This window comes from Serinibacter salmoneus, from assembly GCF_002563925.1.
GTDB classification, from domain to species: domain Bacteria; phylum Actinomycetota; class Actinomycetes; order Actinomycetales; family Beutenbergiaceae; genus Serinibacter; species Serinibacter salmoneus.
In genome coordinates, this window is the sequence record NZ_PDJD01000001.1 from 2578188 (window position 1) to 2593747 (window position 15560).

At 68.7% G+C, this 15560-nt stretch carries 11 protein-coding genes; 6 read left to right on the forward strand and 5 right to left on the reverse strand.

The features are described 5' to 3' along the window. Positions 1-286: 286 nt before the first annotated feature. Positions 287-997, forward strand: a complete 711-nt coding sequence (locus ATL40_RS11545) for a CBS domain-containing protein (protein WP_169925960.1) — start codon at positions 287-289, stop codon at positions 995-997. A 933-nt stretch (positions 998-1930) separates the two neighbouring features. Here the strand turns inward: ATL40_RS11545 and ATL40_RS15075 are convergent. Then, the gene (locus ATL40_RS15075) at positions 1931-2416 is read right to left on the reverse strand and encodes a DNA-binding protein (RefSeq protein WP_098469664.1); all 486 of its coding nucleotides are present in this window, start codon (positions 2414-2416) and stop codon (positions 1931-1933) included. 764 nt (positions 2417-3180) lie between these two features. On the opposite strand from ATL40_RS15075, the gene ATL40_RS11555 reads away from it, so the two are divergent. The 3 genes from ATL40_RS11555 to ATL40_RS11565 are packed head-to-tail and all read left to right on the forward strand — an operon-like array spanning position 3181 to position 9040. After that, positions 3181-5901, forward strand: coding sequence for a DNA methyltransferase (locus ATL40_RS11555; RefSeq protein ID WP_098469665.1), 2721 nt, complete (start codon positions 3181-3183; stop codon positions 5899-5901). Next, positions 5898-7877, forward strand: a complete 1980-nt coding sequence (locus ATL40_RS11560) for a DEAD/DEAH box helicase (protein WP_098469666.1) — start codon at positions 5898-5900, stop codon at positions 7875-7877. Before ATL40_RS11555 ends, ATL40_RS11560 begins: the two co-directional genes overlap by 4 nt. Beyond that, positions 7874-9040, forward strand: a complete 1167-nt coding sequence (locus tag ATL40_RS11565; RefSeq protein ID WP_098469667.1) for a GIY-YIG nuclease family protein — start codon at positions 7874-7876, stop codon at positions 9038-9040. Before ATL40_RS11560 ends, ATL40_RS11565 begins: the two co-directional genes overlap by 4 nt. 510 nt (positions 9041-9550) lie before the next feature. On the opposite strand, the gene ATL40_RS11570 is transcribed toward ATL40_RS11565, so the two are convergent. The 4 genes from ATL40_RS11570 to ATL40_RS15245 form a co-directional block, all read right to left on the reverse strand. Next, positions 9551-10108 carry a type II secretion system F family protein gene (locus tag ATL40_RS11570; protein WP_143556963.1) on the reverse strand — a complete coding sequence of 186 codons (558 nt, stop codon included), beginning with the start codon at positions 10106-10108 and terminating at the stop codon, positions 9551-9553. Next, a complete protein-coding gene (locus ATL40_RS11575; RefSeq protein ID WP_098469669.1) occupies positions 10108-10857 on the reverse strand; it encodes a hypothetical protein in 750 nt (249 codons plus the stop codon). Before ATL40_RS11575 ends, ATL40_RS11570 begins: the two co-directional genes overlap by 1 nt. Next, positions 10854-11966, reverse strand: a complete 1113-nt coding sequence (locus ATL40_RS11580) for a TadA family conjugal transfer-associated ATPase (RefSeq protein WP_211283114.1) — start codon at positions 11964-11966, stop codon at positions 10854-10856. The genes ATL40_RS11575 and ATL40_RS11580 overlap by 4 nt, the downstream gene beginning before the upstream one ends. A gap of 107 nt (positions 11967-12073) precedes the next feature. Continuing rightward, positions 12074-12769 (reverse strand): CpaE-like family protein, encoded by a 696-nt coding sequence (locus tag ATL40_RS15245; RefSeq protein ID WP_211283115.1) that lies wholly within the window; start codon positions 12767-12769, stop codon positions 12074-12076. Between the two features lie 291 nt (positions 12770-13060). On the opposite strand from ATL40_RS15245, the gene ATL40_RS11585 reads away from it, so the two are divergent. After that, positions 13061-14155 (forward strand): hypothetical protein, encoded by a 1095-nt coding sequence (locus tag ATL40_RS11585; RefSeq protein WP_098469671.1) that lies wholly within the window; start codon positions 13061-13063, stop codon positions 14153-14155. Between the two features lie 95 nt (positions 14156-14250). After that, positions 14251-15525, forward strand: a complete 1275-nt coding sequence (locus ATL40_RS11590) for a hypothetical protein (protein WP_098469672.1) — start codon at positions 14251-14253, stop codon at positions 15523-15525. The last annotated feature ends 35 nt before the right edge of the window (positions 15526-15560 follow it).

The window sequence follows — 15560 nt, forward strand, 5'->3', positions numbered from 1 at the left end:
GCTCGATCCCGTCAACCTCCCAGATGATCCGGGCTACGACCGGAACCGGGCCCGGTGGCCAGGGTGCCTCCGTCCAGCACCTGCGAGCCGGGACCGCGTGAGCGTTCAGGATGCGCTGGTGGCCATGGTCCCAACGCGGCACGTCCATCCATGTCACATCGGAATCGTGCAACGGGTGTCTGACACGGCGGATGCAGCGCGGCCCAGCAGATCGTCAGCGTGGGGAGTTGATCCCGCGACGTCTCTTCGCACAGCGTGGTGGAGGCGAAAGCCATACGGTTGCATGATGAGTGACGACGAGTTGACGGACCGGTTCCTCAACGCCTGCGAGGACGCCAAGCGCGCGCTGGAGCGCAGAACGAAGAAGTCCTACACGGGCCTCGGTGAGGCTCTACGAAGGGACGGCGACCACCCTCTCGTGAAGCCATACATCGCCGAGCTCAAGGCCTACGTAGAACTTCGCAACGCGATCGCTCACGGGGACCGCAGGGATGGGAAGCCGATCGCCACGCCTCGCGCCGACGCTGTCGAGCGGATGGAAGCGCTGGCGCTGCGCATCGAGAATCCACCCAAGGTCAGCCAGTTCATGGTGAAGGCGCTCCGCACTGTGCGGGAGGAAACCACACTGCGGGAGGCCTCGCTGATCATTGTCCAGGAGTCACTCTCGCAGCTACCGGTCGTGAACGAGTCTGGCCGAGTCGAGTGGCTGCTCACCACCAACGCGCTGGCGCGCTGGCTGGGTGCGATGTACAAGGAGGATGGGTTCCTCGTCGAGGAGGGCGGCACGGTTGCCGAGGTGCGGGCGTACGCCGAGCAGCAGGACCGAGCAGAGACGACGTCGCCGAACACACTCGCCCGAAAGGCGTGCAACCGCCTGAGCGCAAGCGATGCTCCGGCAGCGCTGCTCGTTACCACCAACGGCAAGGAGTCCGGTCAGCTCCAGGGTATCCTCACCCGATTTGATGTTCCCCGGGTGCTGGCTGCACTGAGTTCGTAGGACTCTGAGCCCGGGACGGGTGAGAAGTAGCGCTACCCCCGCGGCCGGCCCCCTCGGAGAGTCACGGCGATGCGCTGGTAACGCTCCTCAGAGAGCGGGGGTGCCTGGTCAACGAGCCTCTGGATGAAGTCGGGGATCTCGCGGAGAGGCTGGACGGTGGTGCTGGTCGGAGTTGCGGTTTCGGTCGGCACAACGGGGCCTTCGGGTTCGGTGTGGATCCGAAGCGCGGATAACTGCGTCTATGTTGTGCCTACCTACTGATCTGGAGCTGGCGGCCGCCTCACTTCGGCAGAGGGTTGGTCCCTCCTCGCGGTCCGGGTGATCCCCGCGTGCCAACGACACTACGGGGTGGACAGTCCCACATTGGGGCGAATGACGAAAGCGCTAGAACCGCTAGGACTTCTCCGGGAAGCCGTTCGGCATTCGGTCGTTCGCGAACGGGCTCGAGTGTCCCGGTGTGCCTCACGTGGGTGAGCGGATCCTCCGTTCAACAACCCGTTCAAGAATGAGCCCTGTCCCGACAGGTTCTTGAGCACGTTTGCTGAACGGTCGTGGGTCGGGTGTTCGCGTGGGCCGAGGGAGTCGTGCTCCGGGCGGACCATCGTTGGGTCATGGTCGCCGGACCATGTCTCAGGTGGGTCATGGTTGGGTCATGGTCGCCGGACCATGTCTCAGGTGGGTCATGGTTGGGTCATGGTCACCACTTCGCGTGGGCCGGGAACGAGCGCTGACCAGACATGCAGGTGCCCCGCCGCGCAGGGGGGATGCGGCGGGGCGGCTCGACCGCAGGTCGAGAGTGGCGGGTGCGGGGCTGCGTCACCTCGCCACCGTGGGTCAGCACTACGTCGGTGCAGAGTGCGCAGCACCTGGTTGAACACGCAACCGTGTGGTCGGATCCTCGTCCTTGAGTGCCGCCCTGGCCGGCAGGCGTGCCTACGCCGCCGGAGCGGTGCCCTGCTGCCCCAGCAGGCGGTCACGCTCTGCGGTGACGGCCTCCAGCGCACCCTGCGTGCGGTCGCAGCGGGAGCGCAGGTCAGCCACCTCGGTCCGGAGCCCCTCGACCTCGGCGAGTGCGGCGTCACGGGCAGTCTCCGCGGCCTGGACGGCAGCCTCGGCCTCGGCTCTCGCCTGGGCCGCCTGCTCCTGTGCAGCCTGGGCAGCAGCCCGCTCCTGTGCCACCAGGGCCTGCACCTGCCGGCTCCATGCGTCGGCCATGAGGGCCTGCAGCTCCTCGGGCAGCGCTGCCGCGGTCTCGGCGGACTCCCGCCACTCGCGCACGGCCTGCGCGGCAGTGTCACGGCCCACGCCGGCCTCGGAGCGCACTGTCTGGACGGTCACCGAGGCACCGGCGGCCTCGAGCTCGGCGATCGCGGCGCGTGCACGCGCGGAGGGGGTCAGGGTGGGGGGCGCCTCGGTCATCGGTCTCTCCAGGTCTGGCAGGCACGTCGGTAGGGTCGGTCCATTGGCCCTGTGCCTGTAGCATACCTGTCGAGCCGCCGGTCGGCCAGCTCGGCAAGGCGACGGCAATGCGTTGGAATACTGCGCCTGCGAGCGTCTTCCGACGTCAGGCTGGCCCGGAGGTGGGGCGGGCCAGTGGGACACTGCGGCAGGTATGCCAGGTACGTCGGAACGGTAGGCACGCTCGGTGCGCAACTCGGATCGATCGGCGGGGCGGTGCGCAGTCGCGGTGTCGCTCACAGGCGCAGGCAGGGCGCTGGTTCGAGCTGCTAGCAGGTCCGATAGGTTCAGTGCGGGGGTCGGCGGCTTGCTACTGTTCCTGCCATCGGCGAGCAGTGCGCCACGCCATCGGTAGACCATCTGTGCTTCCAAACCGTTGGTATCGCAAGACTCGCGCCCTTGTGCAGCACGACTGAGGCGACTGCGATCGGTGGACGCTGGGTAGGTCGGCGAGGTACAGCCGAGCGGTCGGCACGTATGCACTGTGCCTGCCTGCTTGCAGCGCCAGTCGCTCCGCGAGCCGCACGGTGGCGCCGGGCGGGGTCGGGGGCCGACAAAGCGGTGAACGATGGCGGTCGGCTGGGGGCCGTCGAACGAGCTGGCTCGCGAGGTGAGCAACTCCACTCGTAGATAAGGTGAACAGGCAACGACGCCTGAGTCCTGGAGCAGGCAGAGTGCGCCACACCGGCTTCAACTGACGTAGTACGTGTGAAAGTAGGACACCCATGGCGAGACTCAGCCTCAAGGCCATCGAGGAGCGGGTCGCACCTCTTGCTGGTCGCGAGGAGTACGACCGCGAGTTCATCTTCGATCTGCTGCTCGCCTACGGGAAGCCGCGGGGCAACGTCACCCGACTGCGTAACGGTTCGCTGAACGTCGCGACCGACCAGTTGACAGAGGTCGCGCAGAAGAACGTCGTCTACTTCAAAGAGACAACCGGCGACCCACTGGAGGTCATCGAGGACCTGAAGACGTCCCCGGCCGTGGTCCGGTTCAGTACGCGGTTCGTCATCGTCACCGACTACGTCGAGCTGGTGGCCCACGACATCAAGACCAACGAGACCATCGGTTTCCCGATCCGGGAGATCGATCAGCACTTCACCTTCTTCCTGCCGTGGGCGGGGATGGAGAAGGCCCAGTACGTCGCCGAGGCGCACGCCGACGTCAAGGCCGCCGAGCGCATGGGCAAGCTCTTTGATGAACTCCTACAGGCCAACCCGGGGATCTTCGACGACGAGCGCGGCCGGCACGCCCTGAACATCTTCTTCACCCGCCTGCTGTTCTGCTTCTTCGCCGAGGACACCGGCATCTTCACGGACAACCAGTTCACCAACGCCATCGGTTCACAGACACAGCCGGACGGCTCGGACCTGGCCGAGTTCATGGCCGACCTGTTCAAGGCGCTGGACACCGCCGACCCTGCCGACAAGCCGCCCCACCTCGCCGGCTTCCCCTACGTGAACGGTCGCCTGTTCACGGTCACAGACGACCAGGTGGTGCCGCGCTTCACGAAGCAGGCGCGCAGCGAGCTCATCGCCGCGGGCACGCTCATCTGGCGCGAGATCAACCCCGACATCTTCGGCTCGATGTTCCAGGCGATCGTCACGCCGGGCAAGCGCAGCGACCTGGGCCAGCACTACACCTCGGTGCCGAACATCCTGAAGACCATCGAACCGCTGTTCCTCGATGGCTTGAAGGAGGAGCTCAACGCAGCCCAGGACAGCGAACGCCGACTGGTCCGCCTCCTGGACCGCATCGCCGTGATCAAGGTCTTCGACCCAGCCTGTGGCTCAGGGAACTTCCTCGTCATCGCCTACAAGGAGTTGCGCAAACTCGAGCACGCGATCCTTGAGCGCCTGGCCGAGTTGAGCTCCTCCCACCAGCAGCTGTGGGCGGACTCGAGGATCAGCATTGAGAGCTTCTACGGCATCGAGATCGACGACTTCGCCGTCGAGGTGGCGATCCTCTCGCTCTGGATCGCCAAGCACCAGATGAACCGCGAGTTCCGCGAGAAGTTCAGCGTCGAGATCCCCCTCATCCCGCTGAAGGAGACTGGGCAGATCATTGCGGGCAACGCGACGCGGGTGAACTGGAACGAGGTGTGCCCGAACGACGGGGAGTCAGAGATCTACTTGATCGGGAATCCGCCCTACAAGGGCGGCAAATCCCAAGGGAAGGAGATGAAGGCCGACTACCCATTCGTCTTCGGCGGTCGCCCCTACTCGAAGGATCTAGACTACATCGCGCTCTGGTTCGTGAAAGGTGCTGACTACATCGAAGGAACGCGAGCTGAGCTCGCCTTCGTCACCACCAACTCTGTAGCGCAGGGCGAGCACGTCGGGCTCATGTTCCCGATGATCTTCGAGATGGGCATCGAGATCGGGTACGCCTACACGTCCTTCAAGTGGGAAAACAACGCAAAGCGCAATGCTGGCGTGACTGTAGCCGTCATCAACCTTCGGGTGGAGCGCCCGGGCAAGAAGTACATCTTCACCGACGGACTGCAGGCCGAAGCAAAGAATATCAATGGCTACCTCGTAGATGCTGCGCCGACGTTTATTTATCGCCGAAGCCAGCCGCTAAGTTCAACCCTGCCACGTATGGCGCTCGGCTCAATGCCGAAGGACGGCGGCCACCTACTGTTGGAACCGGCCGATCGCGCGGAACTGCAGGCAGCCGGGCCGGAGGCAAGTCGATACGCGAAGCGATATGTCGGGTCAGCAGAGCTTATCAACGACGTCGAGCGCTACTGCCTATGGATTTCCGATCAGGACCTACCGGTCGCCCGCTCCATTCCTCTCATTGGGAAGCGGCTCGACGCAGTCGCGACGTGGCGCAGCGAGAGTGTCGCTTCGACTACTGCGGAATATGCCGCGCACCCGAATCGATTCAAGCAGATCAGTTACAAGCCGACTGAGTCGATCATGGTGCCGAGTATCTCCTCGGGCCGGCGCGAGTACATCCCAATGGGGTATCTCGGCCCTGAGACGGTTATTTCGAACAAGGGCTTCGCGGTGTACGACGCTGAGCCTTGGGTGTTCGCGGTCCTTGGCTCCAAGATGCACATGGCTTGGACACGTGCCGTCTCTGGGCGAATGCGCGAGGACTATCAGTATGGCGCGTACATCGTCTACAACAACTTCCCGGTGCCGCCGTTGTCGGAGGCGATGAAGGAGAAGCTGACGGTGGCGGCGTTGCGTGTGCTTGATGTGCGTGAGTATCACTGCGAGCAGACGCTGGCTGAGCTCTACGACCCGGACAAGATGCCGCAGGACTTGCGTGAGGCCCACGCGGCGGTGGACGCGTTGGTCGACTCGATCTACTCGAAGAAGCCGTATGAGTCGGATGAGCAGCGGCTGTCGGACCTGTTCGCGCTGTATGAGCGCATGACTGCGGAGGAGGCCGCGAAGGCCCCGGCGAAGAAGACGCGGAGGAGCGCGAAGTGACTGTGATCAAGAAGCCCGTGAACGTCGTCGATGTGACGTACGCGCAGACGAAGTCCTCGGTGAACACCGATGAGCTCGGGATGCGGGAGATGCAGCAGCGTGTCTTCGCGCAGCGTGAGGCCCAACACCTGCTGGTGAAGGCCCCGCCGGCCTCGGGCAAGTCCCGTGCGCTGATGTTCGTGGCACTGGACAAGCTGTACAACCAGGGCCGCAAGAAGGTCATCGTCGCGGTCCCGGAGCGTTCGATCGGTGCGTCGTTCGCCCCGACAGCGTTGACGAAGCACGGCTTCTGGGCGGACTGGGAGATCAAGGACGAGCACAACCTGTGCGATGCGGGCTCATCGGCCGGCAAAGTCGACGCGTTCATCGACTTTCTCAAGGGTCCGGACGCGGTGCTCGTGTGCACCCACGCGACGCTGCGGTTCGCGTTCGAGAGGCTGGCCCCGGAGTCCTTCAACGGCACTGTGCTCGCGATCGACGAGTTCCACCACGTCTCCGCTGACACGGAGTCCTCACGGTTGGGTGCGCTGCTGCGGGACGTCATGAAGGGCTCGGACGTGCACATCGTGGCGATGACGGGCTCCTACTTCCGCGGGGACTCAGTGCCAGTGCTCTCGCCCGAGGACGAGGCGAAGTTCACGCCTGTGACGTTCAACTACTACGACCAGCTCAACGGGTATGAGTACCTGCGCTCCCTCGGTATCGGCCATCACTTCTACCAGGGCCGGTACACCGACGCGATCGGCGAGGTGCTCGACCTGGACAAGAAGACGATCGTGCACATCCCGAGCGTGAACTCGGGCGAGTCAACCAAGGACAAGATCGAGGAGGTCGGGCGGATCATCGACGTGATCGGCCAGGTCGAGTCGACCGACCCCAACACGGGGATCATCAGTGTGCGCCGCCAGGACACCGGCGAGATCGTGCGGGTTGCGGACCTGGTCGACGACACCGACCAGAAGAAGCGCGGCGACACCCTGCACTACCTCTCACACACCGCCTCGAAGGAGAGCGACGGCGTCGACGTCATCATCGCGCTCGGCATGGCGAAGGAGGGCTTCGACTGGCCCTTCGCCGAGCACGCCCTCACCGTGGGCTACCGGGCCTCGCTCACAGAGGTGATCCAGATCATCGGACGGGTCACGCGTGACAGTCCGGGCAAGTCGCACGCCCAGTTCACCAACCTCATCGCCGAGCCAGACGCCTCGCAGGGTGAGGTCAAGGTGTCCGTGAACAACATGCTCAAGGCGATCACCGCCTCCCTGCTCATGGAGCAAGTGCTGGCACCGAACTTCACCTTCAAGACCAAGAAGACCGACGACGAGCCCGCCAAGCACGGCGAGCTGAGAATCAAGGGCTTCAAGGAGCCCTCCAGCGAGCGCGTGAAGCAGATCGTCGCGACCGACATGAACGACCTGAAGGCCGGCATCCTGCAGAACGACACATTCGCCAAGGCCGCGGCAGGATCGGTCGACGCTGAGACGACAAACAAGGTGCTGATCCCGAAGATCATCCGCGAGAAGTACCCTGACCTGACCGAGGCGGAGGTCGAGGAGGTGCGGCAGCAGGTGGTCGTGGACTCGGTGGTCAAGAACGGTGAGGTGCGTGAGGTCGGCGACAAGCGCTTCATCAAGATGGCCACGAAGTTCGTGAAGATCGACGACCTGAACATCAACCTCATCGACTCCGTCAACCCCTTCCAGCGCGCGTTCGAGGTGCTGTCGAAGTCCGTCACACCATCAGTGCTGCGACTCATCCAGGACACGATCACCTCGACGAAGATCGAGTTCTCCGAGGAGGAGGCGCTAGCACTGTTCCCGAAGATCAAGACGTGGAAGCAGGTCCACGGCAAGAGCCCGGACCTGCGCTCTGAGGACCCAGCGGAGAGGCGACTGGCCGCAGCGTTGCTCTTCTTGCAGAAGCGGGCCGCGCAGCGCAAGGCCGAGAAGGCTGCGGCCGAGGTGGTCGCGGAATGAGCGAGAACGAGGGCATCGAGCTCGCAGCACCGCTGAGCCTCGACGACATCCTCGACGACGAACTGCTCGTCGCGCCGGAGAAGCCGAAGAAGGTCACCTCCTCAGACCGCTTGGAGCGGGCCTTCCTGGAGATCGTCGAGTTCCGGCGCAGCCAGGGGCGGCTACCCAGCTCGCAGACGCGCGAGATCGCCGAGCGCAAGCTCGGAGCTCGCCTGGACGGGTTCCTGGCCAACGAAGCTAAGGCCGAGGCCGTCAAGCATCTCGACGAGTTCGGCCTACTGGAAGCCCCCGCAGCGCCGGCGTCCATCGATGACCTCCTGGAGGGCGAGGACCTGGAGGGGCTGCTGGGTGATGATTCCGGGATCCTGGACGTGTCGGACCTACCCGTCCTCAAGCGCCCGGAGTCGGTGGCCCAGCGAGTGAAGGCGAAGGACTTCGAGCAGTTCGAGCCCTTGTTCAAGGCGAAGCACGCCGAGTTGCGCGACGGCGTCTTCCAGCTCAGGCCGTTCACGAGCATGGATCTCATCCGGGAGGGGATGTTCTTCGTGCTCAACGGCGTCATGTGCTTCGTCGCCGAGGTCGGCGAGAAGGTCGACATGGTGATCGGCGGCGAGTCACGCAAGAAGAAGCGCCTGCGCCTGGTGTTCGAGAACGGCACCGAGTCTGCGATGTACGACAAGAGCCTGCAGACCCGCATGTACGAGGTGCAGGGACAGGTGCTCGTGCGCACGGGCCACACCGACATCCTCGACACCGACATCGAGAGCGGACACATCTACGTCCTGCAATCGCTGAGCACCGACCCGTTGATCGCGAACCTCAAGGACCTGCACAAGATCGGGTTCTCGACAACGAGCGTCGAGCAACGCGTGAAGGGCGCCTCGACGTCACCGACCTACCTGATGGCCCCGGTCAAGATCGTCGCGGACTACCGCGTGTACAACCTCAAGGCATCAGCCCTGGAGAACCTGCTGCACCGCGTCTTCGCCGACGTACGCCTGGACCTGACGCAGATTGACAAGAAGGGCCGCGACTACGACCCCTCGGAGTGGTTCGTCGTGCCACGCGAGGTCATCAACCGAGCCATCGCCATGATCATGTCCGGCGAGATCGTCGACTACGAGTACGACAGGGCGCAGCAGACGCTGGTCAAGCGGGTCTGAGGCCAGCAATCACGGACGTGGGCAAGAGGTCGCCCACGGGCTCATGCGCCTCACCACTGTGGGCACCCTCCCACGCTTGGCACTTGACGCGCTGCGTCTGGTCGCTTGACTTTGCGAGTATGCCTAGTAGCGATCACAGGTGCCAGGGTGGCGATCGCGTACTCCGCGGTGGCCATCCCCGACTCCGGCCGAGCGGTCACGCGCAGCCAACGCCGGGTGATCACCTCGCTCACGCTCCGGCTCCAGCCATGCAGCCGGAGCGTGAGCCGAGCGACCGCGCCACGCACCCGGCGCCGACCACGCAGCCGGCGATGCCCTGCCCAGGTACTCACCGACATGCCCTCCTCCTCTCTGCTCCGCCGAGCGCGGAGCGTCCCGACCAGCCTGACCTCCCGGGACCGGGCGCCGCGGGGCCGATGTGGACAGCGGGTCGAACGGTGAGGTCGGCCCCGGCTGGGGACAGCCAGGAACGGCGTACCGCCCACGGCGGCGACCCACGCGGCGCGGGCACTAGCCCGCGAGCAGCAGCCCACCGGTGGCGATGACGGCGGGCACGATCCCCAGCAGAACGAACGCCGGAAGCAGGCACAACCCCAGTGGGACCACCAAGGACACACCGAGCCGTTCAGCGGCCTCCCGCGCCGCTGCCGACCGGCGTGCGCGGATGTCCGCGGCGGCGGCGCGCAGCATCGACTCCGGGGCCACGCCGCGCTCCCAGGACTCCCGCATCGGCGCGAGGACCACCCGCCAGTGTTCCTCCACCCGCGCGAACGCCTCGTCCCAGGAGCTTCCCAGCGGGAGCATGCGGGCACCGATCACCAGTTCGCGCCCGCGGTGCCCACACGCCTGCCCCAATGCCGCGAGCGCAGCCGGGATCGAGGCGCCACCGCGCAGCGTGGCGGCGATCAGGTCGCAGGCGAGTGCCGGGTCCAGTTCCAGATCGGGTTCGGCAGGCTCATCGGGACCGTCGGCGGGGACACGGTCGGGTTCCGCCGGTGGGTGTGGCGCCGGGCGCCGCCACCCGAGCAGGGCACCGATCGCGAGCAAGGAGGCCACGGCCAGCAGCATCACCCGGGATCCCCCGTCCTGCCGGCGGCGCGCACCAGGCGCGCCGACCACCACCGGCCCACGGCCACCAGCGCGATCCCCGCGGCCACGCTCATGGTCCCGGCGGCGCCGTCTGCGGCCACCGCGATCGCATCCACGCCGATCGCGGTGCTCAGCAGCAGACTCACCAGGGGCAACCAGGCGAGCAGGCGCGCCGTCGCCGCCGGACCCGCGAGCGCGCGGCGGCGCTCGGCGGCCGCCGACTCCGCCTCGGCCACGCCGGCGGCACACTCACGCAGCACGTCCGCAACGGGCACCCCACAGGAATCCGCGAGCCGGCATGCGACGATCGCCGCGTCCGTGGCCGGACGGCCGGCACGCTCCAGGAGCACGGCCGGCACCGAACCGTCACGGCCGCCCCGGGCATCACGACCATCGCCGGCGTCGCTGAGGTCCGGGTCCTCCCCACGCGCCACGCCCAGGGCCCGCCGCCAGGCCGGCTCAGGCGCCTCCCCGGCCTCGATCGCGCTCGCGACGGCGACGCACACCTGACCGAAGCCGCGATCGCTCCCGCCCGCATTCCGCCGCCGGGACACCGATGCACGCGCCCACGCCACCACGGCCGGGGCAAGGAGGACGCGGGAGGAACCGGGCGAGCCTCGTGACCGATGCGACAGTGCCGGCCCGAGCAGCAGCGCGAGGGTGCGCCAGTCCGTCAGCACGCAGGCCGCCGTCCCGCACAGCACGGCGACGATCCCCCACCCCGTCACCGATGAGCCCCTTCCAACCGGCGCGCCAAGCGCTCCCACGCGTGGTCCGGTTCGAGGTCGCCACCCACCCGGCGCATGGCCAACGGCGCCACGAGCGAGCCCGAGTCCAGCGCGAGGACCGCGATCTGGGAGACCACACGCCGTCCGGCCTGCCGGGTCAGATGCACAACGGCATCGATCGCGCTGACCGCCTGGACCGCGGTCGCCTGAGCATCCATCCCGGCCAGCGACGCGAGCGCGATCAGCCGCGCGGGCACGTCGGCGGCGGCGTTCGCGTGCACCGTGGCCATCCCGCCGTCGTGCCCGGTGTTCAGCGCCATCAGGACCTCACGCACCTCGGCTCCCCGGCATTCCCCGAGTACCAATCGGTCGGGACGCATCCGCAGCGCGGCCCGCACCAGGTCAGCGAGGCTGATCTCACCGGCACCCTGCACGTTCGCGGCCCGCGCCTGCAGGTGCACCACGTGCGGGTGCACGGGCGCGAGCTCGCGCGCCTCCTCGATGCACACGAGACGTTCCCCGGTGCCCGCGCGCCCCAGCATCGCGGCAAGCAGCGTCGTCTTCCCGCTGCCCGTCGCGCCACTGATCAGCACGTTCGCGCGCGCGTCCACCAGTGCCAACAGCACCGCCATCCCCTGCCTACCGGTCCCACCGCCGGCCTGCCAGGCCGCCAGGTCCACCGCCTGCACGCGATGGCGCCGCAGCGAGATGCACGCGCCCGTCGCAGCGAGCGGCGCGAGCACGGCGTGCAGCCGCGTGCCGTCCGGCAATCTCCCGTCCGCGATCGGTGCGGCATCGTCCAGCCGCTTGCCGGCCGCCGCCGCGAGCCGCCGCGCCAGCCCGCGCACATCCTGGATCACTACCCCGGTCCGCTGCAGGCCGTTCCCGCGGTCCACCCACACCGCACCGTCGCCGTTCACCAGCACGTCGGTGACGGTGCCGTCGAGCCAGAGGTCCTCCAGCGCCGGCCCGGTGCCCCGCTGATCGGCGATGGCCCCCGCCACCGCACGCTGGATGGCGCCGGTGCCGAGCGCGGGTGCCGTGGCCGCCAGCTCCTCGAGGAGCTGCGCCGGATGCCCGGGCCCAGTGGCGGCGAGTCGACGGCGCAACGCAACGCCCCCCGTGGGGTCACCACGCTCCGGCGAACCGGAGGAGCCGGCATCGCGGGACGTGTTCCCGTGGGCGCCCTCCCGCCTGTGCTCCGAACGCCCCCACCTCACCACGAGGCCCCCGGGTCCGCCGGAGCTCCCACCCCGGTTGCGGGGAGGAGCCCGAGTCGACCTGCGATGCCGGTGATCGCGCGCTGCAGTGCCCGCCCCGCACGCGGTGGGAACCCCGCGGCCACGTCGCGCCGGATCGACCGGCAGTCCGGCACCCGACCCACCAGAGGCAGTCCAGCGGCTCGTGCGAGGGCGTCCGGGCCGCGGGCTCCCGCGCCCTCGCGCACGAGCAGCCCCAGCGCCGGGTGCGCATCCGTTCCCGGCCCCGGGCGTGCCGCCGACACCGCGAGCAGCCCACGCAGGCACGCCTGGGAGAGCGCGTCCCTGCCGATCATCACCAGGAGCTCGTCGCATCGTGGGACGAGGTGTGCGAAGAGCACCGATCCCGCGGGCGGCAGGTCCACCACCATGGTGCCCGCCCCCGACTCCAGGGCGGTGAGCACAGCCTCGACCTGAGCCACGCCCGGTGCGCCTCGCTCATCCGCGCCGAGCACCCCCAGTCCCCGCCAGGTCGGGAGCGCGTGGGCGAGCGCGGGGCGGAACGGTCCGTCGGCGTAGGGAAGGTCCGCCCATCGCGGACCAGGCACGCCGCGGATCCCCAGCAGAGCATCCGCGCGGCCGTCGACCTCCACCAGGAGGCACGGGCCACGACCTGCGGCCGCTGCCCGCTGGGCGAGAAAGGCCGCGGTCACCGACGAACCGAGTCCGCCGCGCACGCCCGCTACGCCCACGACCCGTGCCCGACTCCCGCCCATGCCATTGCCTCCTGCTCCCCGGGGGCCGCCGTGGCGGCCGGTGGCCGCCGCGCGCTGCCGCCGCGAGAGACATCCTCCCCGCGGACGCCCTGGGGCGAGGAGTCCTGCCGCGGGCCTTGTGGACAACCGCCTGCACGGCCGGTGATCGGGCACCCTGTGGACAGGCACGAACCCAGGCAGCGCCCGCCACGGCGGCATACTGGAGGGGTCGAGCGAGAGTGAGGGCACGTGTCAGAGCAGCCAGCCACGCCCCCCGGGGAGCACCACGAGCACGGGGAGCACACCGAGCACGGGGAGCGCACCGAGCACGGGGAAGCTGGGGAGCACCCGGACGCCGGGCCGAGCGCCTTGACCCCGCCGGTGCCTCCGCGGTCCCGCGCCCGGCGGCACGCACTCGGCCTGATCCTCGCGATCCTCCTGTCCCCCGCGATGCTGCACCTGTTGACCAGCGGCGCGCTCTCGGTGATCGACGGGAACCGGGGTGCGGGGCTCGCGGCGTTCGTCGCCGCAGGCCTGGTTGCCGCAGGGCTCGCCTGGACGGCGCGTGTCAGCGCCGTCGGACCGGCTGTGGCGGGCAGCGTGTGGATCCTCACGAGCCTCGCCCTGGAGATCGGGGTCCTCTCCCCGGTGGTGCTCGCGAACCTCCTGTTCGTGGACCTGACCACGAACAACCCGACCGGCGCGGCGCTCCTGTCCGGCGCCACCTGGTTGGTGCTCGTGGGTGGCTCCGGGCTCGCGGGCCTCGCCCTGATCGCGGGAGCCATGGCGGCATCCAACGCCCGCGCCCGCGGGATCCGTGCCGAACGGCGCGAGGCGGACACCATCAGCGCCGGCGACACCCGCACACCACCCCGGCACCGGATCGGCGCCCACGTCAGCGCCGTCCTGATCGGTGCCCTCGGCAGTGCCACGGCCGTGGTCGCAGCCTCGGGGATCGCCCACCACGTGGTCGGTCCGCCGGAACGCTCGGTGCTCGCCGCCCCCGGGACCATCGCCGCCACCATCCTGGTGATCGTGCTGATCCTGGCCACCGGCTCGACCGGCGCCCTCTCCAGCCTCGGCCAGGCCAGCGGCGCCGTGGTCTGGGCCGTGGCAGCCGTCGCCACCACGACGGCCGGCTCCGCCGATCACTTCTGGGCCGTGATCGAGGCGATCCTCTCCCCGATCACGGCGATGCCCGATATTGCCCCCGATCGCCTCGACATCGCCGGAGCCTGCATCCTGGTGGCGCTCGCCATGGCGGGTGGCGCGCTGGGCACGCACGGCGCGCGCCGCGAGGGTCGCGCGCTGGAGCGCCACGAGCAGGAACTGCTACGCACCTGACGGGGTGTCACGGCACCAGTTCGCTGATTCCCGGCGCGCATCACCTCCAACCTCGCCTCGCTCACGTACGGTGAGTGCCGACCAGGGAGGACACCATGACGACTTCTGACTACGACGGCGAGGACGGCCAGACACCCTCGAGCGGCGGTTCGCACTCGGCTCCCCGCCCCATTCCCCCGATCCTCAGTTCCGACGACGACCCGACCCCTCGCACCGGCGACTCCGGCTCGCCCGACGACGCGAGCGAGCCGGAGTCATCCTCGGCCGCTCCCAGCGCCGAGGCCTCGAGCGGCGAGCCTTCCCAGGACACCGCGGGTGCGCAGGGGACCGGAGACGCCGAGCACGCCCCCGAGGCGGTGACCGCCGCAGGGCCCGCCGCAGCACAGCCGGTCCCGGCCGAGCGCAGCCCGCGGTTCTTCGGGGCTCCCCCCTCCCAGCCCACACAGCAGGCCCAGCCCGCACCCGAGGCGGACGGCCAGAGCGCCGGCGACGCGGCGCCGTCCGCGCCGCAGGCGCCCTCCCGCCTGAGCGCATTCGGCGCAGCCCGCTCCGCCTCGCAGCCGCAGGAGTCGGGCTCGACCCTCGGCAGCAGCAGCGATCCCGCCGCCACCCAGGCATGGGCGGGCGCCCCGCTCCCGGCACCGCAGGACGAGACGTCCGGGCAGGCCCAGCCGGGAGAGTCCTCCCCCACCGCCGAGGACCCCATGACGGTCGGTCCCACCAAGCCCACCACGGCAGGCCTCGGCGCTCGCACCGCCTCCATGCCCACGGTCGGGGGCGCCGCCGGCGCCGGCGCGGCTGCCACCGCTCCCGCGGAGCCGCAGCCCGAGCGCGCGGCGCTGGAGGAGGACTCCTGGCTGGAGGGCCCCCGCTCCCGGGTGGCGGCGCACATCTGGGGCACCGTTGTGACGCTGATCCTGGTTCCGATCACCTGGCTGTTGCTGACCGATGGCGTGCTTCGCACCTACTACAGCCTCGCCGACGGCGCGTCCTCCCCGAACATGGCCGGCGTCCTCAGCCTCGCCGGTGGCCTGATCGGGCTGCTGGTCCTCGCGCTGATCGCCCGCGCCTCCAGCATCGGCGGCTGGGTCTGGGGCGGTGTGCTGGCCGCGTGGGGCGTGGTGCCCCTGGTGGTGCCGGTCCAGTTCGCGGACTGGATCAGCGCCGTGCACGGGCCGCTCACCTCCCTGCACCAGGACTTCGGCCAGAACGTGCACGACTACATCCTGGTCTCCGGGCGCTCCGGGCTGCTTCTGGTGCTGGGCGTGGTGATCATGTTGTTCGCTCTCGTCTCCCACACCGCCCGGCGCAGCGGCCGGGAGGAGGGCCGGCTGAAGGAGGCGCTCGCGCAGCGCGATCGCATGCGCTGATCCCTCGAACCGGAGGGCCGGTGCACCCCAACGGG